Source organism: Arthrobacter sp. efr-133-TYG-120, from assembly GCF_030209785.1.
Taxonomy (GTDB): domain Bacteria; phylum Actinomycetota; class Actinomycetes; order Actinomycetales; family Micrococcaceae; genus Arthrobacter.
In genome coordinates this window covers 180,451-199,984 of record NZ_JARVRI010000036.1, presented here as the reverse complement: position 1 = coordinate 199,984, position 19,534 = coordinate 180,451, and the positions used below count along the sequence as shown (strand labels likewise).

Annotated in this window: 19 protein-coding genes and 1 tRNA gene; 7 read left to right on the top strand and 13 right to left on the bottom strand. The window is 63.7% G+C overall.

Annotated features, from left to right (window positions below; genetic code table 11):
* Window positions 1–189: 189 nt before the first annotated feature.
* The 5 genes from QRN51_RS19675 (at window position 190) to QRN51_RS19655 (ending at window position 4,200) form a co-directional block, all read left to right on the top strand.
* On the top strand, window positions 190–1,143 hold the full coding sequence (locus QRN51_RS19675; RefSeq protein WP_284991540.1) for a J domain-containing protein: 954 nt from the start codon (window positions 190–192) through the stop codon (window positions 1,141–1,143).
* A gap of 44 nt (window positions 1,144–1,187) precedes the next feature.
* A complete protein-coding gene (locus QRN51_RS19670) occupies window positions 1,188–1,655 on the top strand; it encodes a tRNA (cytidine(34)-2'-O)-methyltransferase (protein ID WP_059387528.1) in 468 nt (155 codons plus the stop codon).
* A gap of 227 nt (window positions 1,656–1,882) precedes the next feature.
* On the top strand, window positions 1,883–2,479 hold the full coding sequence (sigK, locus tag QRN51_RS19665; protein WP_059387527.1) for an ECF RNA polymerase sigma factor SigK: 597 nt from the start codon (window positions 1,883–1,885) through the stop codon (window positions 2,477–2,479).
* Between the two features lies 1 nt (window position 2,480).
* The gene (locus tag QRN51_RS19660) at window positions 2,481–3,359 is read left to right on the top strand and encodes an anti-sigma factor (RefSeq protein WP_284991539.1); all 879 of its coding nucleotides are present in this window, start codon (window positions 2,481–2,483) and stop codon (window positions 3,357–3,359) included.
* A 79-nt stretch (window positions 3,360–3,438) separates the two neighbouring features.
* On the top strand, window positions 3,439–4,200 hold the full coding sequence (locus QRN51_RS19655) for a MerR family transcriptional regulator (RefSeq protein ID WP_284991537.1): 762 nt from the start codon (window positions 3,439–3,441) through the stop codon (window positions 4,198–4,200).
* A 90-nt stretch (window positions 4,201–4,290) separates the two neighbouring features.
* On the opposite strand, the gene QRN51_RS19650 is transcribed toward QRN51_RS19655, so the two are convergent.
* The 6 genes from QRN51_RS19650 to QRN51_RS19625 form a co-directional block, all read right to left on the bottom strand.
* Window positions 4,291–5,664: a GntT/GntP/DsdX family permease gene (locus QRN51_RS19650; protein ID WP_059387525.1), complete on the bottom strand. Its 1,374-nt coding sequence runs from the start codon at window positions 5,662–5,664 to the stop codon at window positions 4,291–4,293.
* Window positions 5,661–6,206 (bottom strand): gluconokinase, encoded by a 546-nt coding sequence (locus QRN51_RS19645; protein WP_059387524.1) that lies wholly within the window; start codon window positions 6,204–6,206, stop codon window positions 5,661–5,663. The genes QRN51_RS19650 and QRN51_RS19645 overlap by 4 nt, the downstream gene beginning before the upstream one ends.
* Before the next feature lie 74 nt (window positions 6,207–6,280).
* Window positions 6,281–7,060: a PIG-L deacetylase family protein gene (locus tag QRN51_RS19640; protein ID WP_284991534.1), complete on the bottom strand. Its 780-nt coding sequence runs from the start codon at window positions 7,058–7,060 to the stop codon at window positions 6,281–6,283.
* A gap of 5 nt (window positions 7,061–7,065) precedes the next feature.
* Window positions 7,066–8,019, bottom strand: a complete 954-nt coding sequence (locus QRN51_RS19635; RefSeq protein ID WP_284991532.1) for an electron transfer flavoprotein subunit alpha/FixB family protein — start codon at window positions 8,017–8,019, stop codon at window positions 7,066–7,068.
* A gap of 14 nt (window positions 8,020–8,033) precedes the next feature.
* Window positions 8,034–8,834 carry an electron transfer flavoprotein subunit beta/FixA family protein gene (locus QRN51_RS19630; RefSeq protein WP_284991530.1) on the bottom strand — a complete coding sequence of 267 codons (801 nt, stop codon included), beginning with the start codon at window positions 8,832–8,834 and terminating at the stop codon, window positions 8,034–8,036.
* 274 nt (window positions 8,835–9,108) lie between these two features.
* Window positions 9,109–10,764 carry a S1C family serine protease gene (locus QRN51_RS19625; protein WP_284991528.1) on the bottom strand — a complete coding sequence of 552 codons (1,656 nt, stop codon included), beginning with the start codon at window positions 10,762–10,764 and terminating at the stop codon, window positions 9,109–9,111.
* Window positions 10,765–11,095: 331 nt separating this feature from the next.
* On the opposite strand from QRN51_RS19625, the gene QRN51_RS19620 reads away from it, so the two are divergent.
* The gene (locus QRN51_RS19620) at window positions 11,096–13,165 is read left to right on the top strand and encodes a TPM domain-containing protein (protein WP_284991526.1); all 2,070 of its coding nucleotides are present in this window, start codon (window positions 11,096–11,098) and stop codon (window positions 13,163–13,165) included.
* Window positions 13,166–13,266: 101 nt separating this feature from the next.
* Window positions 13,267–14,055 (top strand): PspA/IM30 family protein, encoded by a 789-nt coding sequence (locus QRN51_RS19615; protein ID WP_284991524.1) that lies wholly within the window; start codon window positions 13,267–13,269, stop codon window positions 14,053–14,055.
* Between the two features lie 59 nt (window positions 14,056–14,114).
* Here the strand turns inward: QRN51_RS19615 and QRN51_RS19610 are convergent, their stop codons facing one another.
* The 7 genes from QRN51_RS19610 to QRN51_RS19580 form a co-directional block, all read right to left on the bottom strand.
* Window positions 14,115–15,251: an acyl-CoA dehydrogenase family protein gene (locus QRN51_RS19610; protein ID WP_284983762.1), complete on the bottom strand. Its 1,137-nt coding sequence runs from the start codon at window positions 15,249–15,251 to the stop codon at window positions 14,115–14,117.
* 77 nt (window positions 15,252–15,328) lie between these two features.
* Entirely contained in the window at window positions 15,329–16,261 is a 933-nt protein-coding gene (locus tag QRN51_RS19605) for a cytochrome b/b6 domain-containing protein (RefSeq protein ID WP_284991522.1), read from the bottom strand.
* 90 nt (window positions 16,262–16,351) lie between these two features.
* Window positions 16,352–17,323 carry an electron transfer flavoprotein subunit alpha/FixB family protein gene (locus QRN51_RS19600; protein WP_284991520.1) on the bottom strand — a complete coding sequence of 324 codons (972 nt, stop codon included), beginning with the start codon at window positions 17,321–17,323 and terminating at the stop codon, window positions 16,352–16,354.
* A gap of 13 nt (window positions 17,324–17,336) precedes the next feature.
* Window positions 17,337–18,104, bottom strand: a complete 768-nt coding sequence (locus QRN51_RS19595) for an electron transfer flavoprotein subunit beta/FixA family protein (protein ID WP_284991518.1) — start codon at window positions 18,102–18,104, stop codon at window positions 17,337–17,339.
* A 189-nt stretch (window positions 18,105–18,293) separates the two neighbouring features.
* Window positions 18,294–18,665 (bottom strand): VOC family protein, encoded by a 372-nt coding sequence (locus QRN51_RS19590; protein WP_284991516.1) that lies wholly within the window; start codon window positions 18,663–18,665, stop codon window positions 18,294–18,296.
* Window positions 18,666–18,745: 80 nt separating this feature from the next.
* Complete coding sequence (locus QRN51_RS19585) at window positions 18,746–19,033, bottom strand: hypothetical protein (RefSeq protein WP_059387515.1); 288 nt, start codon at window positions 19,031–19,033, stop codon at window positions 18,746–18,748.
* A gap of 364 nt (window positions 19,034–19,397) precedes the next feature.
* Window positions 19,398–19,474: transfer RNA gene (locus QRN51_RS19580), tRNA-Met, on the bottom strand.
* Between the last annotated feature and the right edge of the window lie 60 nt (window positions 19,475–19,534).

Sequence of the window (19,534 nt, the reverse complement as noted above, 5' to 3'; positions counted from 1 at the left end):
CAGGTGAATAGGATGATCGGGGCCGGCCGGGGAGTTCACAGCATGAATCATCCCACCGGTAGGGGCGTGATCCGGGGAACTAAAGCCCGGGCCGCCGTCGTTCCCATGGTGGGCTGGCTAGACTTGCCAAGATCGCCGCTCCGCACCGGGACGGCGGGAAACTTCAGAATCCCAGAGAAAGGCCCGTGGTTGGCTCAGGGCAGCAGTTCCCACTATCAGATCCTCCGGGTTCCCGTCACCGCGACGGACAAGGAGATCAAAGTGGCCTACAGGAAGGCCGCGAGGAACGCCCATCCGGACCATGGCGGGGATCCTGAGGTCTTTCGGCAGGTCACGCTCGCGTACGAGACCCTGATCGACCCCAAACGACGCGCAGAGTACGACCGCCGGTACGCCAGCGGCACTTCCGGCAGGGCGAACCCTTTCCCGGCGCAAAGGCCGGATTACGCCGGGACCGGCGCTCCAGGGCCGGAAACGCGCACCGGCGTCCACAGGCCGAACACCCCGCGCAACACGGCCGGCGACGCCCCCGTCTATGTCCCGCCCTTCGATGATCCCCACGAGGTGCCCCTGCTCTCCAAGGGCGAGGCCGCCTTGCAGATCCACGGGATTCCCCGGAAGCGTGGAATCTTCGGGGCCGAAGCCCGCATTCAGCGCGAAATGCGGACAGTCCAGCTCATCAGCCGCCAGATCCTGCCTGCCATCCCGTCGGCCCGGCTCGTCAACGGGCTCCGCTCCCCCTCGGACGACAGCCACATCGACCACGCCCTCCTCGCCGGCTACCGCCTGGCGCTCATCGGTTCCATGCTGCTGCCCAAGGGCGCCTATGCCTGGGACGGGGTGGCGCTCAAGCACGGCGGACGTTCGGTGCCACCGCCCCAGCTCGAGCTGATCGTTCGCCACATGCAGGAGATCTTCCCCGAACTGAATGTGACGGGTTGGGTAGTCGTCCACAGCCCGGACGGCAACCCCCACGAGCCGGTCATCGACCACTACCGGCGCCAGGACGGGGACTTCGGTTCGGTGCAAATCGTCAACGCCTCCGGTTTGGCCCGCGGCCTCAAGCAGTTCCTGAGTTCGGGCCCCGTGCCCAACACCGTGGTTGTCCCGGTCCTTGCCCGGTTGCTCCGCGGCATGCACTGAGCCCGCAGGAGCCACCCCGTATTTTCGCTGGCTAGGATTGATACGTGTTCCGCATCCTCTTCCACACCCCTGAAATCCCGGGCAACACGGGAAACGCCATCCGGCTCGCCGCCATCACCGGCGCAGAGCTCCACCTCGTGGAGCCGTTGGGCTTCGACTTCTCCGACGCGAAGCTGCGCCGAGCGGGACTCGACTACCACGACCTGGCGGTGGTCACGGTGCACAAGGACATCGAGGCCGCATGGGCGGCTTTGCAGCCCGAGCGCGTCTTCGCGTTCACGTCCGACGGCGAATCCTCCTATACGGACATCGCCTACGAAGAGGGCGATGTCCTGATGTTCGGACCCGAGTCAGTCGGGCTTCCGGACTGGCTGAAGCAGGACCCGCACGTCACGGCCCGCGTCCGGCTCCCCATGCTGCCGTCCCTGCGCTCGCTGAACCTTGCCAACGCTGCCTCTATCGCGGTGTATGAAGCGTGGCGCCAACACGGTTTTGCGGGCGCGAAGCTCTAGCGGGCCTGCTCGTCCGCCCGGACATCCACTGGGTCACCTCCGCGGGTCACCCATCCAAAGCTCCCCCTGCGCCGAATACCCTATGCAGGCCAACAGCCTGGGCAGGCAGCTGGCCTGCGAAGCAGGGCCGGTGGGCGACGGCCGCGGAAGGGGCACAGGTGACTACTCTCAAGACCCGCAGTGCTTCTGGTACTGCCAGGGTCACGAGCAACCTATGCTGGACGGTGATGGATACACCGAATGTGGGAGGCCCCGAGGCCCCCGGCCTGATTGCCGGCTCGAATGCGCAGCTTGCGGAGTTGCTGGGGTTGATGGCCGACGGCGACCGGGTCGCCTTCAGCGAGTTCTACCGCCTCACTGCACGGCGGGTCTTCGGCATGGCCAAGCGAGTGCTGGTGGATGCCGGCCTGAGCGAAGATACCACCCAGGAAGTGTTCATCCAGGTCTGGCAGAACGCGGCCAAGTTCGATCCCGAGGCCGGCAGCCCGCTCGCGTGGCTCATGACCATCACCCACCGGCGCGCTATCGACCGCGTCCGCTCGGCCCAGTCCGCCACGGACCGGGAAGCGAAATACGGCGCCGCGAGCCAACTCCTTGACCACGATTCAGTGGAAGAAGAAGCCAGCAGCCGGCTTGAAGCCGAGGCCGTCACCCGTTGCCTCGGCACCCTGACGGAAACGCAATTGGAATCCGTACGGCTCGCCTACTATGGCGGGCTCACCTACCGGGAGGTCGCCGAACAACTCGGTGCCGCGATTCCGACCATCAAGTCCCGCATCCGCGATGGACTTCTCCGACTCAAGACTTGCCTGGGGGTGAGCTGACATGACCGAACACGATGACAACAAACGGAACTTCGGGAAGGAAGGCCTCCGCAGGATGTTTGCCACCGATATAGCCACTGACCTTGCCGAAGGCCGCGTCTTGGAGCTTGCCGAGATCTATGCCCTCGACGCCTTGAGCGACGCCGAGCGTGCTGAAATCGACAACTACATTGCCACGGCGCCTGAACGCTCGGCATTCCTCGAACGGGTCCGGCAGTCACGCGAAGCCCTCACCGCTTCCTTCGCCGACGAGGCCGAACCGCGGCCCGGGCTCTTGCAGGACATCCTGCGGCAGCTCCCGGAACAACCACGAACTGCACAAACCGGCACAGCGAACGCACCGTCGTCGGTTCCCGAAGTGTCGACTGGAACCGCAACGCACTTTGCCCCCGACGTCGTGGACCTCGCCGCCGAACGGAACCGACGGGATCGCCGACGCTTCGGAGGCGTCCGTGGTTGGGTGGCAGCCGCTGCGGCTGCCGCGGTGATTGCGCTTGGCGGCGTGGGCGTCGGCGTCTACGTAGCCGGTCAGAACGATCCTGTGAACCAAGTGCTGCAGGCCGGCGATGTCCGTCAAGCCACCGTCGACGTCAACGGTGGCGGTACCGCCACCGTGTCCATCTCCAGCTCGAAGAACGCCGTGGTAGTCCGCATGAACGGCGTTCCGGCTCCCCCGGCCGGCAAGGTCTATCAGATGTGGCTCATTCCCAAGGACGGCTCCGACCCTGTATCCCAGGGCCTTATGGATGCCCAGGCATTGAGCCATCCGGCCGTTGTCTCCGGCATTTCCAGCGCGGCCTCCATCGGCATCACGGTTGAACCCGTGGGTGGCTCCAAGAAACCGACCCTCCCCACGGTCGCCGCAGCACCTCTCACCTAGAGCGAAGGGCCCTGCCCAGCCGTTGGCTCTTTACGGCAGGGCTTGACCTTGACGTTACGTCAACTTCTACGCTGGATACATGAAGCAGGACAAGGCAGGTACCTGGACAATTTCCGAACTGGCCAAGGCCAGCAAGGTCTCCTCGCGGACTTTGCGCCACTATGGCCACCTCGGGCTGTTGGAGCCTGCCCACACAGGATCCAACGGCTACCGGTATTACGGTCAGCCTGAGCTGCTGCGACTGCAGCGGATCCTTCTGCTTCGTGAACTTGGCCTTGGGCTCGAGACCATCGGCGAAGTTCTGGATGGCCAGGCCGACCCTGTGGAGGCACTTGCCGTGCACAGGGATTGGCTGCTGGCCGAGCGCGACCGACTGGACCGGATGTCCCGGACGGTCGACGCCACTATCGCAGCACTACGTCAAGGAGAAACCATGACCGCGGAGAACATCTTCAAGGATTTCGACAACAACCCCTACGAGGCCGAGGCTCGCGAGCGCTGGGGCGATCCTGCCGTCGACGAGAGCAACGCCCGGCACTCGGCGATGACCACAGCCCAAAAGCAGGCGTTCATGGAAGAGTACGCGGCGCTGAACCAGGATCTTGCCCACTGCTTCGACGCCGCCCTTCCGGCGGACCACCCGGACGTCCAGGCCGCCGTCGGCCGGCATTACAAGTGGATCTGCGCGAGTTGGACGCCAAACGCCGAATCCTACGTAGGCCTGGGACAGATGTACGTGGACGACCCCCGGTTCACTGCAAATTACGACAAGGTCCGGGTAGGCCTGGCGCCCTACCTGCTCGAAGGCATCAAGGTCTACGCAGCGCAAAAGCTCAGTTAAGGCACTCTTGCCGAAAAGCGCGACGGCGGCCCGTCCCCACTGGAAAAACAGTGGACGGGCCGCCGTCGTACCGGCTGCTAAGCAGCCCCGCTAAATGATCAGCGAGAGCACCATGATGAAGCCGAAGCCGACCACCGAGATGAGTGTCTCCATCACCGACCAGGTCTTGAACGTCTGCCCGACCGTCAGGCCGAACAGTTCCTTCACGAGCCAGAACCCGGCGTCGTTGACGTGGGACAGGAAGAGCGAACCGGCACCGATGGCCAAGGCAAGGAGTGCCGCGTGGGTCGGGCTCAGGCTGCTTGCCAACGGAGCCACGATGCCCGCAGCCGTGACAGTGGCAACTGTCGCCGAGCCCGTGGCCAGGCGAAGCGCCACGGCCACCAGGAACCCCAGGACCAGCACGGACATGTTGGCGCCTTCGGCCCATTTCTTGACTGCGTCACCGACTCCGGCACCGATGAGGGTCTGCTTGAAACCGCCGCCCGCGCCCACGATCAGAAGGATCGCGGCGATCGGTCCGAGGCTGCTGCTGAGCTTGGAGGTGATCTTGCTACCGGTGAAACCGACCGCGTAGCCGAAAGTCACCATGGCGGCGAGCACGGCCAGGGTCATCGCAACGAGGGGCTGGCCAATGAAGTCCAGGACGGTGCGGATCATGGGTGCCGTCTTGGGATCGGCCCAGACGATGTCCGCGACGGCCTTCAACAGCATGAGCACCACCGGGAAAATGATGGTCAGCAGGGTGACCAGGAAGCTGGGCTGACGCTTCACTTCGCTGAGGTCGACGGCGTGCTTGGTGTCGACGCCGCCGGCCACCGCAGGAGCATCAACTGGAACCCAGCGCGCGGCCAAGCGGGAAAACAGCGGTCCACAAATGATCACGGTGGGAACGGCCACCAGGAGCCCAAGAGCCAAGGTGGTGCCCAGTTCAGCCTTCACCGCGCTGATGGCGATGAGTGGGCCCGGGTGCGGCGGGACCAGTCCGTGCAACACGGACAAACCCGCGAGGGCCGGAATGGCAATGCGCATGAGCTTCATCTGCGAGCGCTGGGTGACCAGGACGATCACCGGAAGCAGCAGGACGAGGCCGATCTCAAAGAACATCGGGAGGCCGATGATGACCGCAACCAAAGTGATCATCCAGACCACCTTGTTGCCGCTGGCTTTCTCCAACAAGGTGTCCACCACGCGGTTTGCGCCGCCGGAGTCCGCCAGGAGCTTGCCGAGCATGGCGCCGAGGGCAATCAGGAGGCCGACCTCTTTAAGGACGCCGCCCACGCCGTCTTCGAAGTTGCTGACCACTTTATCGAGGCCGACTCCCGATGCCAGGCCGACGAAGGCCGAACCTAGCACGAGGGACAAGAACGGATGGACCTTGAATTTCGCGATCAGCAGGACGATCAGCGCGATGCCGATAGCCGCGACCACCAGGAGTTGGGTATCGTGCCCGGTCCAGTTCACGCTGCATCTCCGGTTGTGTGTGCCGGCTGTGCCTCAAGGCCGAGCCGTTCGATGATTTCGTCTGCCTCTTCGGCAGGAGAAGCGGAGACGCACAGCGAGATGTGGTTCTCGTCCTCGGTGGGCGCTTCCAGCGCATCGAATTGGGATTCCAGCAGCGAAGCAGGCATGAAGTGCCCGTGGCGCGAAGCCAGCCTGTCGGAAATCTTGTCCTTGCTCCCCTGGAGGAAGACGAACACAACGCCCTCGCCGCGCAAGACGTCCCGGTAGCGCTTCTTCAAGGCCGAGCACGTGATGATGCCCGGCTTTCCAGCTGCCGTACGCTCCTTGATCCAATCGGCAATGATGTCCAGCCACGGCCAACGGTCCTCATCACTGAGTGCGTGCCCCGCCTGCATCTTTGCCACGTTCGCTTCCGGGTGCAGGTCGTCGCCTTCGGCGAGGTCCCAGCCCAGGCGTCCGGCCAATACGCCGGCCACTGTCGATTTACCGGAACCGGAGACGCCCATGATCACCAATACCGGTTGTTGTGCAGTCTTCGCCATCAAAGTCTGCCTCTCTCAATTAAATATGATTTAAACGAGACTAAGCATATGACACAGGTTACACATCAGCAATTTCAGAAACCGGCGATGGTTTGGGACCCGTTGACTTCCACCACATGGAACGCTTCGGCGCTGCGCCCGCCGGGCATTCCGGCGCGCGAGGCATTGTGCCGGAGCATGCCCCGCACGGCCCGTTCCATGCCTTCCAGATCGGGGTGCTGGCTCGCGTGGATCCGGATGGCAGCCAGTTTCGCGTCCACGTGGTCGGTGACGTCCACGAAATAGTTCTCACGGGTTTCGGGACCGGCGAAGAGCCACAGCCATGGCAATTTGAAGGCCTCGAGGCCCGCTTCGGCCAGTTCCGGGTACGCGAAGGGATTCTCAAGCGCGGGGTACACGGCCCGCGTCACGATCTCCCCCACTGCGAGGTGGTCGGGGTGGCTCTTCTGGATCCGGTCCCAATTGCGTTCCGGGTGCATGGCAAGAACGATGTCCGGGCGGATCTCGCGGATGAGTTTCACCACTTGCTTGATGACCCCATGCGTCGGTTCCAGGTAACCATCGCGCTCATGGAGGTAGTGCACGTCCGTCACGCCGACGAGGGCAGCGGCCTGTCGCTGCTCCTCTGCGCGCATGGAGATGATCTCTTCGCGGTGTGCAGGATCAAAACCTCCGGCATCGCCGTCTGTCATGACGCAATAGCTGACCTCGACGCCGGCAGCGGTCCAGGCAGCGATGGTTCCGGCCGCGCCAAAGTCGACGTCGTCCGGGTGGGCGGTAAAACAAAGCACCCGCTCAACGCGCTCTGTGGAGGCGTTGAACGGGCTCTTTGCTGACGTAGCGTCAGAAGACAAAGGGATCAGCCTTTCCGCTTTTTGATCTCTTCGGTGGCCTGTGGAACAACCTTGAAGAGGTCACCGATGATGCCGAAGTCCGCGATCTCGAAGATCGGCGACTCAGCATCCTTATTGATCGCGACGATGACCTTGGAGGTCTGCATCCCGGCCTTTTGCTGGATCGCCCCGGAGATGCCCGCCGAGATGTAGAGCTGCGGAGACACCGTCTTGCCCGTCTGGCCAACCTGGTAGTCATGGCCGATCCAGCCCGCATCCGTGGCGGCACGGGAAGCCCCGAGCGCGCCGCCCAGTGCGTCGGCCAGTTCTTCCAACGGACCGAAGTCGCCGTCGACGCCGCGTCCACCGGCAACCACGATCCGGGCTTCGGTGAGCTCGGGACGGCCGCTGGCAGGCTTTTCCGCACGCCCGGTGACCCGTGCGGCATTCGCGGTGGCATCAGCCGGGACGTCGATGGTGACAGCCTCGGGCGTGCCTGACGCGGCCGGGGCCTCGACGTCGACGCTGTTCGGCTTGACGGTGAGCACGGCGACGGCGGTGCGCGCCTTGGCCGTGGTGGTGTACGAGCCGGCGAGGACCGATTTGTGGGCCGTGCCGTCGGCGTCGACCCCCACAACATCGGTGATGACGCCGGCGTTGAGCTTCACGCCAAGACGGGCTGCGATTTCCTTGCCGTCGGCGGTGTTCTCCAGCAGGACGGTCCCGGCTCCGGAGGCCTCTACGGCCGCGGCCAGATAGGCGGCTTTCGGCCCAACCAGGTAGTCGTCCAGGTCCGTTGCGGATGGGCGGTAAAGAACCGAGGCTCCGTGCGCCCCCAAGGCGGCTGCGACGTCGTCGTGCAGTTCGCCGTTGACGGCGACCACAGCTTCCCCGAGCGAACGCGCGATCGTCAGGAGTTCCAGGCTGCTCTTCTTGAGCGCTGTGCCCGGGTTGTCAATGAATACAAGTGCTTTTGCCATGTGTCGGAATCCTCTTAGAGCAGCTTCTGGGCGGCCAGGAACTCAACCAGCTTGATGCCGGCGTCGCCTTCGTCGGTGATGATGGTGCCGGCAGTGCGCGGCGGCCGCGCCTCCGCGGTCTCGACGGCGGTCAGGGAACCCGCGGCGCCCACCTGCGCGGCATCGACGCCGATATCGGCCAGGGTGAGTGCCGTGATCTTCTTCTTCTTGGCTGCAAGGATGCCCTTGAAGTTGGGGTATCGCGGTTCGTTGATCTGGTCCGTCACGGAGACCAGCGCGGGCAAGGTTGCCTCCACGGTGTCCGCGTGGGCGTCACCGTCACGGCGCGCTACGATGCGTTCGCCGTTGACCTCCAGGGACGAAGCAAAAGTGACTTGCGGGAGTCCCAGCCGCTCGGCGAGCTGTGCCGGAACCAAGGACGTTTCGCCGTCGGTCGACGCCATGCCCGTCAGGACGAGGTCAACGGGCGAGTCTGCACCGAGATACCGGATCGCCGCGGCAAGGGCCAGCGAAGTGGCTGCGGCATCGGAGCCGGCCAAGGCGTCGTCGCTCAAATGCGCTCCCGAGGAGGCACCGATCTGCAGGGACTTCTTGACCGCGTTCACGGCACCGGCTGGACCCATGCTCAAGGCGATGACCTCGTTGCCGGCCTTGGCACCGCCGCGGGCTTCGCTGAGCTGCAGCGCGGCTTCGAGTGCATACTCGTCCAGTTCGGACAGGATGCTCTCGTCGCGGTCCGTGGTGTTGCCTGGGCCGGTGAGGTGTCGGTCGAACTGCGCGTCCGGGACGTGCTTGACCAGAACAACAATCTTCAATGTATCTCCCACTGTGTTCGAGGCAGCCTTCCATACTCGGGGATGGCCAGCAACTAGGCGCATGGCCAAGAGTGCCCGGCATACGGGCTCGTCCTAGCTAAGCATATTGCGGGACAAGTCGGACAACGGCGCCGCGTTAACTCCTGTTTCGTGGATCGCCACCGCCACGGCGGCAAGAGCACACGACGACGGCGGGCCGCACCGGTGGTGCCGCCCGCCGTCGTCGACGTGCTAGTCGGTTCGCGTGCTGGAATCCGCTGCTACGGCGTAGCTGTTACGGAGCAGCGTCCAAGGTCACGTCGAGCTCCTGCGACTGGCCGCTACGCTGGACGGTCACCTTGACTGTTGCGCCTGCCGGCTGCTCCCGGACAGCCGCAGTGAGCTGCTCCGGGTCGGTGATGTCTATACCGGCGAACTTGGTCACGACGTCGCCCACCTTGAGCCCGGCCTTCTCAGCTGCGGAGCCCTTGGTCACGGCCGCGACCTGCGCGCCGATCGAGAACCCGGAGCTGCTGCCTGTTGCCGACTTAGGCTGAACGCTGACGCCGAACTGCCCGTGGGTTGCTTTGCCGTTCTTGATGAGTTCCTGCGCAATACGCTTCGCGTTGTTGATCGGGATGCTGAAGCCAACACCAATGTTGCCGCTGGACGAAGACGAAGAACTGCTGCTGCCGGCAGAAGCGATTGCCACGTTGACGCCGATGATCTCGCCCTTGGTGTTGACGAGCGCTCCACCGGAGTTACCCGGGTTGATCGGCGCGTCGGTCTGGATCACGTTGAGCGAAACGGTGCCTTGGCCCGCACTGCTCTGGCTCTGGCCACCGCCTGGAGGGGCGAATTGGAATCCGCCCTGGCCGCCGTTTTGCGAATTGTCCGAGCCGCCGTTGGGAACAGCCGAGGACGCCACGCTGATGGTGCGGTTGAGCGTGGACACGATGCCGTCGGTGACCGTGCCGGGCAAGCCGAGCGGAGCACCGATGGCGATGGCGTTGTCCCCGACGTTGATCTTGCTGGAATCACCCAGGGTGGCCGGCACGAGGCCGGAAGCGTTGTCCACCTTGATGATGGCGAGATCCGACAGCGGGTCCGTACCCACTACCGTCGCCTTCAGCACGCGTCCGTCGCTCAGCCGCACTTCAATGGCGGCGTTCGCGCTGGCACCGTCAAGGGTCACCACGTGGGTGTTCGTCAGGATGTGGCCTTGGTCATCGAGGATGATGCCCGAGCCGGTGCCGCCCTGGCTCCCGCTTGAAGCCATGATGGTCACGACGCTCGGAGTAGCCTTGGCCGCGGCTGCTGTGATGGCGTTGACGTTGTCCGTGTTGTTGACAATCACGGTTCCCGCCTGGCCGCTGCCGGCCGCCACCGGGGTCCGGCTGTTCAACAATTGATCGCTGGCGGCCACCACGCCTCCACCCACGAGACCGGCTGCCAGGATGCAGGCCACCAAGGTCCCGACGCCGAAGACCGGCTTGCGCTTCGGACTAGCCACCGGACCTCCCGGGTGGGCAGGGAACTGCTGAGTGGGATAGTGCTGCGCAGGGTTCGGTCCGCCATAGAAAGGCTGGTGCTGCGGGTAGGCGTGCGGCTGTCCCGCGCTGTGCTGGGAGGCTCCGTGTTGGGGCGCTCCGTTCTGGGGAGCGCTGTGCTGAGCGTGGATCTGCTCGGTGGCGTTTTCGGCCGGGCCTTGGGCCCATGGTGCCGGGGCTACCGGGGTCTGTGCTGTGTGCTCCCGCTGCGCTGTGTAATCGGGCTGCGCCGGGTAATCGGGCTTCGCAGTGAAATCCTGACCCGGCTGGTATGCCGGCAGCGGGGTCGTAGGCTGGGAATTGGCTTGCTTGTCCGCTTCCGCCTTGCCGGTGCTCTCAGGACCATGGTTCTCGGGGCCATTGTTCTCAGGCTCGGCGCCCTGTGCTGGGTTCTCCGTCATGGGACTTCCTTTCTTCCTCGTCCCCTTAACTATCGTCGCTCTTGCTGGATCAAGAGTCGACGTTCGCTGGGAGCTTGCTGAACGCCGTCATCGGATTGGCCCTATGCCGTCGAATGCCGCCGACAAGCCCCTCAACGTTGGAGAAGGTACGATTTCTCCCCGTTTCGCTGGCGGCATATTTACCGCTGTGGACGCTCCAAAAGGTGCACCATAGTATCAAGTGGAATTGCCACAGCGACCTGCCGCTTGACAACCATGCGTGGGGGCGCTGATGCATTCTGTTTCGATTGCTCCGGCCCGGACCAGTCGCAGACGTGCTGAAGGGTTGCACATGCGGTCAATGTTGAAACGTGTACTCGCCGTCATCGGCCTGGCCGGATTGCTGGTCCTCCCGGCCACCGCAGCCTGGGCCGAGGGTCCGGTGACCATCCCCTCCGGCCAGAACATCGTGGACAACGCGAATGTCCTGGGCAACCGCAAGGGCGAGGTCCAGGATGCCATCCAGAAGCTCCTGAAGGACCACAAATACAACTTGTACGTGGTCACGGTGAATTCCTTCGAGAACCCCTCATCGCCCGAGGCCTGGGCCACGGCAGTGGCCACCAAGAAGAGTATGGGCAAGGCTGACGTCATTCTGGCCATCTCCACGGCCGGTCAGTATTATTTCGCACCCAACTCTGCAAGCGCGATCTATTCCAAGAGGTCAACCATTTCGTCCAATGCCATCGCGGCCAACCTGGGCGCAGGCAAGCGTGACTTTGCCCAGGCGGCCATCGACACCGCGGCCGCCGTCGGCGACGCCGCCAGCGGGGGCAGCGGCACGGTTCCTAGCGGCAACTCGGGTGCAGTCGTTTTGATCGGTGCCGGCGTTGTCGCGGCCGGCGGTGTGGGCACGTACTTGTACTTCCGTAACCGCCGCAAGAAGGGCCAGGCATCCGGAACGAGCTACGGCCCGCAGGGCGAACAGCTCGATCCCCTCGCCTCCTTGAGCATCCCGGACTTGCGGCGCAAAGCCGGGTCCCTGCTTATCGAAGCGGACGACACCATCAAATCCAGCGAGCAGGAACTCGGCTTCGCCCAAGCGCAATACGGCGATGCCGCCGTCGGGAACTTCACCAAGGCCTTGCTGGAAGCAAAGAACCATATGACCGAGTCCTTCAAGCTCCAGCAACAGCTCGATGACCACATCCCGGACACCGAAGAGCAGCAGCGCAGTTGGCTTGGCGAAATCATCCGGCGCTCGGACGCGGCCCTCGAGTCGCTGCGGGAGCAGAAGGCCGATTTCGACTCCCTGCGCGAGCTGGAGAAGAACGCGCCGCAGGCTTTGGCCACTGTTGCCGCCGGGGCGAACGAAGCCGAGGCAAAGATCAGCAGCGCGGAGCAATCGCTCAACGGACTGCGCGAGAAGTACGCAGACAGCGCACTTGGCCACGTGAGCGACAACATCACCCAGGCCAAGGACCGGCTTGCCTTCGTTCACAACGCAACAACGACGGCGCAGGAAAAGCTCGCCGCAGGTGAGAGCAGCCTCGCCGCTGTGGCCGTCCGCGCCGCGGAAGAGGGCCTGCACCAGACCAACGTCCTGATCGACGCGATCTCCAAGGTGGCGGGCAACCTCGACGAAGCCCGGAATTCGCTGGAGGGCGCCGTGGTGGAGACCAGCCAGGACCTGGCCCAGGCCAAAGCGATGATCCAGTCCGGCGAACACCCGGAGCTGGCCGGTCCGGTGGCGGGCGTCGAAGCCGCACTGGCGCAGGTCAAGGCCGAAATCCAGGGCGGAAAGATCGATCCCATTGCCACCCTGGACCGGGTGGAGAAGGCACACCAAGCCTTGGACCAGTCCCTCTCGGGAATCCGTGACCAGCAGGAACAGGCAAGGCGCGCGCAAGCCGCGCTCCAGCAGACCATCATGGCTGCCCAGTCCCAGATCAGCGCTACCTCGGACTACATCGCGGCGCGACGCGGCGGCGTTGGCCCCGAGGCCCGTACTCGTTTGGCCGAAGCCCAACGGAATCTCGACTACGCCCTGTCCATTTCCCGCAATGACCCCGTCACCGCACTGACGTACGCCCAGCAGGCCCAGTCGCTCGCTGCACAAGCCGCGCAACTGGCCCAGTCCGACGTCGATCAGTTCGGCGGCTTCGCCAACCAAGGCTACGGCCGCGGCGGCATGTTCGGTGGTGGAGGCAGTGGTGGCGGCCTCGGCGGAGCGATCCTCGGCGGCATCCTCATCAACTCCATCCTCCACGGCGGAGGGGGCGGCTGGGGCGGTGGAAACAACGACGGCGGAGGCGGAGGCTTCTTCGGTGGCGACGGCGGTGGGGGCGGAGGCTTCTTCGGCGGCGACGGTGGAGGTGGAGGTGGAGGCGACTTCGGCGGCGGCGACTCCGGTAGTTTCTAACTCCCAAAGACTAGGTGGGGGCCTGTTCCCCACGTAGAGCGGTACAAAAAACTGATCACTGGATTCAGTGGGCACCACTGAGCAGGACGAAAGGCAACACCATGGTTAAGCAGTCCATTTTCGGGCGGATCGCGCAGCTCGCCAAGGCGAACATCAATGCCTTGCTCGACCAGGCTGAGGACCCGCAGAAGATGCTGGACCAGATGGTCCGCGACTACTCGAACAACATCGCCGAAGCCGAGTCCGCCGTCGCGCAGACCATCGGGAACCTCCGCATGCTGCAGGCCGACTACAACGAGGACATCAAAAACGCCCAGGACTGGGGCAACAAGGCCCTCGCAGCCTCCCGCAAGGCGGACGAGTACCGTGCGTCCGGCAACGCGGCCGACGCCGTCAAGTTCGACAACCTTGCCAAGGTGGCCATCCAGCGCCAGATGTCGGCCGAAAACGAGGCCAAGGCCGCCGAGCCGAACATCGCGTCCCAGTCGGAGGTCGTGGACAAGCTCAAGAGCGGCCTCGACCAGATGAAGGGCAAGCTCAACGAACTCACCAGCAAGCGCAATGAGCTGGTTGCCCGCTCCAAGACGGTTGCTGCCCAAACCCAGGTGCACGACGCCCTCAAGAGCATCGACATCATGGACCCCACCAGCGAGGTAGGCCGCTTCGAAGAGAAGATCCGCCGCGAAGAGGCGAAGGTCCTCGGCCAGCAGGAACTGGCAGCCTCCAGCCTGGACGCCCAGTTCAACCAGCTTGAGGACCTTGGAGAGCAGACTGAGATCGAGGCCCGCCTGGCGGCCCTGAAGTCGGGCGGTTCGAAGGCCGCTATCGGCGCCGGCGCCACCGCTCCGGCAGACGATACCGTGGACGAAGCCGACTTCGACAAGCTCTAGTTCAGCCAAGCGTATGGCCGGGCCTCCAATGAGGCCCGGCCATACGCTTTCTGAGTGCTTTATGCCCCTACGGCGAGCCGTCCAACGATGAGCCTCATGATTTCGTTGCTGCCTTCCAGGATCTGGTGGACGCGCAGGTCCCTGGCAATCTTCTCGAGGCCGTATTCCGACAAGTAGCCGTAGCCGCCGTGCAGCTGGATGGCTTTGTTCGCCACGTTGAAACCGGCGTCCGTGGCGACGCGCTTCGCCATGGCGCACAACCTCACGGTGTCCGGGGCGCCACGGTCCAAAGCGTCCGCGGCCCGGAGGATCAGGGTCCTGGCAGTTTCCAGTTCCGTATCCATGTCGGCAATATCAAACAGCAGGGACTGCTGGTTGATGAGCGGGCCGCCAAAAGCCGAGCGTGACTTGAGATAGGCGATGGACTTCTCCAGTGCCGCCTGGCCACCTCCCAGCGAACAAGCGCCCATGTTGACCCGGCCCCCGTTGAGGCCCTTCATCGCGATGCCGAATCCGCTGCCTTCTTCGCCAAGCCGGTTCGCCACGGGGACGCGTACGTCCTCGAAGATGACCTGCCGGGTGGGTTGGGCATTCCATCCCATCTTCTTTTCATTCGGGCCGAAGGACAGCCCAGGCGCGTCCGCGGGCACAACGATTGCGGTGATGCCCTGACTGCCCGTGTCCGCGGTCCGCGCCATGACCACATAGACGCTGGAAACTCCGGCACCCGAAATGAACTGCTTGGTGCCGTTAAGAACGTAACTGTCGCCGTCGAGCACTGCCTTGGTGCTCAGCGCGGCGGCATCCGAGCCGGCTCCCGGCTCCGTAAGGCAATAGCTGCCCAGCGCTTCCATGGACGCAAGCTGCGGCACCCATTGTGCCCGCTGCTCGTCGTTGCCGAAAGCGTCGATCATCCACACCACCATGTTGTGGATCGAGATGTAGGCCGCGATGGTGGGGTCTGCCTTGGACAGCTCCTCGAAGATCAGCGCCGCATCCGTGCGGGAAAGGCCCGAGCCGCCGAATTCTTCCCGGACGTAGATGCCTCCCATGCCGAGGGTGCCCGCTTCACGCAGGACATCCACAGGGAAATGCTTGGTCTCGTCCCATTCTGCGGCATGCGGCGCAATGGCCGTCGTGGCGAAATCGCGCACCATCTCCACCACCGCTTGCTGGTCCTCCGTGAGCTCAAACATTGGCACTCCTTTGCAGTTCTTCCCAGTTCTCCGGGTTGTCCGGTTTTACTGGCCTTTTTCTAGCTATCCGCTGGGGTTTACTTGCTGACTTTGCCCATCAGGGAAGCGACAGGGCGAAGGAACAGCGGCCTCGCGAGGAACCACGCGCCCACAATCACCAGGAGGGACACGGCGAAAATGCCGAAACCAACCCAGTTGATATCGTCGCTGCCGCCATACATGTGGTTCAGGTTGCGCAGCGCCCCGGTAGCGAGGACCAGGGTGACGTGCACGATCGTGAAGAGCACGAAGTACACCATCACAGGGAAATGCACCGCCCGGGCGAGTTCGATGGGATAGACCTTGTTCACCGTGCCGGCCTTCTTGGGCCAGGCAGAGGAGGTGCGCAAACCGGTGATGATGGCGAGAGGGGCGGCGATGAAGACCGTGACGAAGTACGTCAGCAACTGCAGGGCGTTGTAGTTCACCCAACCGTCCTCAGTGGGCCAGTTCAACGATGCGTACTGGAGGGCGGCGGAAATGGCGTTCGGGAAGACATCCCAGCTGGTGGGGACGATCCTCATCCATTGCCCGGTGGCAAAGATCACGATGATGAAGACGATGCCGTTCAACACCCACAGGGCATCGAGGGTCAGGTGGAACCACAGGTCCAGGCTGATCTTGGTTGGTGCATTCTTGGTCCGGATGAATCCCTTGTTGTTGCGGGTCCATTGGGCCGGCGGCCTCTTGGCCGTGCGGACCTGCCAACCGGATCGGACGATGAGCACCATGAAGAAGACGTTCAGGAAGTGCTGCCATCCGAGCCATGCCGGGAAACCTACAGGGGCGTTCGCCGGGAGGCTGGATGCGCCTGGAAAGTCGTGCAAGAACGACTGCACACCCGACAGGCCCGTCAACCATTTGGCAAACAAGACGATGAGCAAAAGTACGACCAGCACGCCTGGAACCACCCAGAGCGGTTGGGACCATTTACTCTTGGCTGCTGTCGACTTTTTGGCGGGGGTGGACATCTTCTCAGACACCTCTCGGAAGAACTTTGCAATCAGGGACGCATCAAGCTAACAGGCTTTGGACCGAAGCGGCCAAAGCCTGTTACGCCGTCAGTTGGAACGGGCTTTCACGGCCTCGATGAGTTTCGGAACCACTGTGAAGATATCGCCCACGATTCCGAAGTCGGCCACCTCGAAAATGGGCGCGTCCTCGTCTTTGTTGATGGCCACAATGGTCTTGGCAGTCTGCATGCCTGCGCGGTGCTGGATGGCTCCGGATATTCCCAATGCGATGTACAGCTGCGGGGACACGCTCACGCCGGTCTGGCCTACCTGGGCCGTCTGCGCAATATACCCGGCGTCGACGGCGGCGCGAGACGCACCGATCGCCGCGCCCAGGGTGTCGGCGAGCTGTTCAACCAGCACAAAGTTCTCGGACGAGCCCAACCCCCGTCCGCCGGAAACCACCGTCGCTGCGGTCCGAAGCTCGGGCCGGCCCGAGACGGCGGCATCGTCGTTGAACTGGTCAATGACTGCTGCACCCTCTGCCCTGGCTTCCAGCGACACCATGTCCACGTCTGCCTTGCGTGCCGGAGCCTGGCCTTCGATCGCCCCCTGCCGGATGGTGAGGATGGGCAGCCCGCCTTCCACCACGGACTCGACGGTATAGGCCCCGCCAAACACCGAATGCTGGGCAACAACGGTTCCGTTGTCGCTGCGCACCTGCACGACGTCGGCGAGCACGCTCCCGCTTGCCCGCACGGCAAGCCGGGCGGCAGCTTCGCGGCCGTCCACCGAATTCGCCGTGAGGACGGCAGTCGGCCCGTAGGCGTGGACGGCACCACTCAGGGCATCCACGGCGGGTGACACCAAAACGGTGCCGGCGGCAGCTGTCAGAGCCGAGTAGATCCGAACCGCGCCCAGCTCACCGAGGCGCGCGACGTCGTCGTCCGCCAGCGGTGCCGAGGACACGACGACGGCGACCGGTGAGCCCAGCGTGGCTGCGGCAGCCAGCAGCCCGCGGGCCGAAGCGGCAATCCCGCCGCGGTGGGAAATTTCAATGAGCACCAAGACGTTCGACATTTCTTTTCCTCCGTCAGACCAGGCGGTTCGCAACGAGGAACACGGCCAGCTCGTCGGCCGCGGTCCCGTCATCTATGAGTTTTCGTCCGGCCGCGCGCGGCGGCCGCTCAACGGTGGAGACCACTACGGTGTGGCTGGCGCCCGTCGGGACGCCAAGCTCGGCGGCGGACAACGTGGTGACGGGTTTGCGCTTGGCCGTCAGGATGCCCTTGAAGTTGGGAAACCGGGCCTCCGGGAAACGCTCGGTCACAGTGATGATGGCGGGCAGTCCGGCACGGACATTGAGGGTTCCACCCTCACCCTGGCGAACGCCGCTCACGCCGTCGTCGGCGATTTCCGCGGAGATCAATGAACCCAACAGTGGCAGTTGGAGATGTTCGGCAATCATGGCGGGCACGACGCCGGCGCGGCCATCCGTCGATTCGTTGCCGGCCATCACCACGTCGAACCCGGTAGACCTCAGTGCAGTCGCCAGCGTTGCGGCCGTTCGACCGGTGTCGGCGCCGGCCAGGGAATCATCCACAATGTGAACCCCTGAATCGGCTCCCATGGAGAGGGCCTTGCGCAAGGTCTGCGTGGCGTCGTCAGGACCCATGGTCATTGCCACAACCTCGGTGCCTTTGTTGGCATCCTTGATGCGCAGCGCGGCTTCGAGGGCGCGCTCGTTGATTTCATCGACCACGGAGTCGGCAGCCTCACGGTCGAGCCGGCCCGTTGCCAGGTCGAGCTTCCGTTCCTCGGCCGTATCCGGCACTTGTTTGACGAGCACGACGATCTTCATTCAACAGCTCCCTCGATGCAAATGGCTGACGCTTGGAATCGAGAATACTAGGAACTCCTAGTATTTACCATGGAGCGAAGGAAGGAATACTTGGAACTCCTATTGATTCTGCCGGGCATGCGGCTTTCCGGGCCGGCGTGGGGATTCGGGCCGGCGGCAGGTTGCAGGCCTTCTTTCGAAGCGATCGATCTAGCCCTGGCGAATGCCGAGGGTGTTCCCGTCGGGATCACGGAACCATGCGCCACGGGCGGGGCCGAGCTGAGCGATGTGCCCTGTTGTGGCAAGGGGACCCTCTGTGTAGTCGAGGAACTCCACGCCCTTGGCGGCCAAGTCGCCGACCACGGCCTCAATGTCGTCCACTTCGAAGTGGGCAAGGGTGTGCTCTGTAGCGGTAGGCGGACGCTTGAAGACTGAGATCTCGCTGACGGATCCGCAACGGTACCGCACGCCGACCGGAGTCTCCCAGAGGAAGGTCAACCCCAGGATGCCGCCATAGAATTCTTTCGCCCGCTCCAGATCGGTGACCGGAATCGTCGCCACTATCATCGTCGCACTGATCATCTCGGGCCTCCTCAGGGCGGCCCATTCCGTCAGGATGAACGGGCCATTCGGCCCAAGTGTCTTCCTCCGGGAGCTGACTGTCAACGAGGATCGGGAGATTCAGCGGTGCTGCGTCGCACGGCCATCACCACGCTGACAAGTACCGACAACGCTATGACCACGACCATTCCGGCGAAGTTCGGCTGGAATTCCAAGGCCAGCGCCCCGTTTTCGGCTCCCCGAGTCGCGGTGAAAAGTCCCGGCAGGGTCGCCCGGGAACCCGTCGAAATGGCGATCACGCTCACTGCCACGCACAGAATGAACGCCAGGGCCAATCCGCCGGCCACGCCGTCCAGCGCTGCGCCAACTATTTTCGACACCGTTTTCATTGGGGTCCCTCCTCGAGCCGGCCAACGCGGAGCGCCGCCTGTATTCCAGTGATGAAGCTTTGTCCCCGCCCAAGAAACTACTCCGACATTCTGCCTCTCGGGGGTCGAAGTGGTTAAGATCCGTACAGATTTGCCAAAAATCAGTGTGTTTTCCGGCAATCTCAGTGTGGATCTCGGCGCTTCTGCGTGTGAAAAAACGTTTCACCCGGATCGGCCCGCATGGCCGTCTAAGACCGCGTCCAAGACCTCCTTGGGGAAATTAGGAGCGGATGTCTCCACTGCGCGCCCACATCAGGGTCGGGAGGGCGGCGAAATGGGGTTAAACGAAAGAGTCCGCCCAGACGGGCGGACTCTTTCGTTTATTTGGTTGCGGGGACAGGATTTGAACCTGTGACCTCTGGGTTATGAGCCCAGCGAGCTACCGAACTGCTCCACCCCGCGTCGCAGAATTAACTCTACCGCACATTCGAGGGCGCCCCTGACCATTCAGATGTGCGCTGC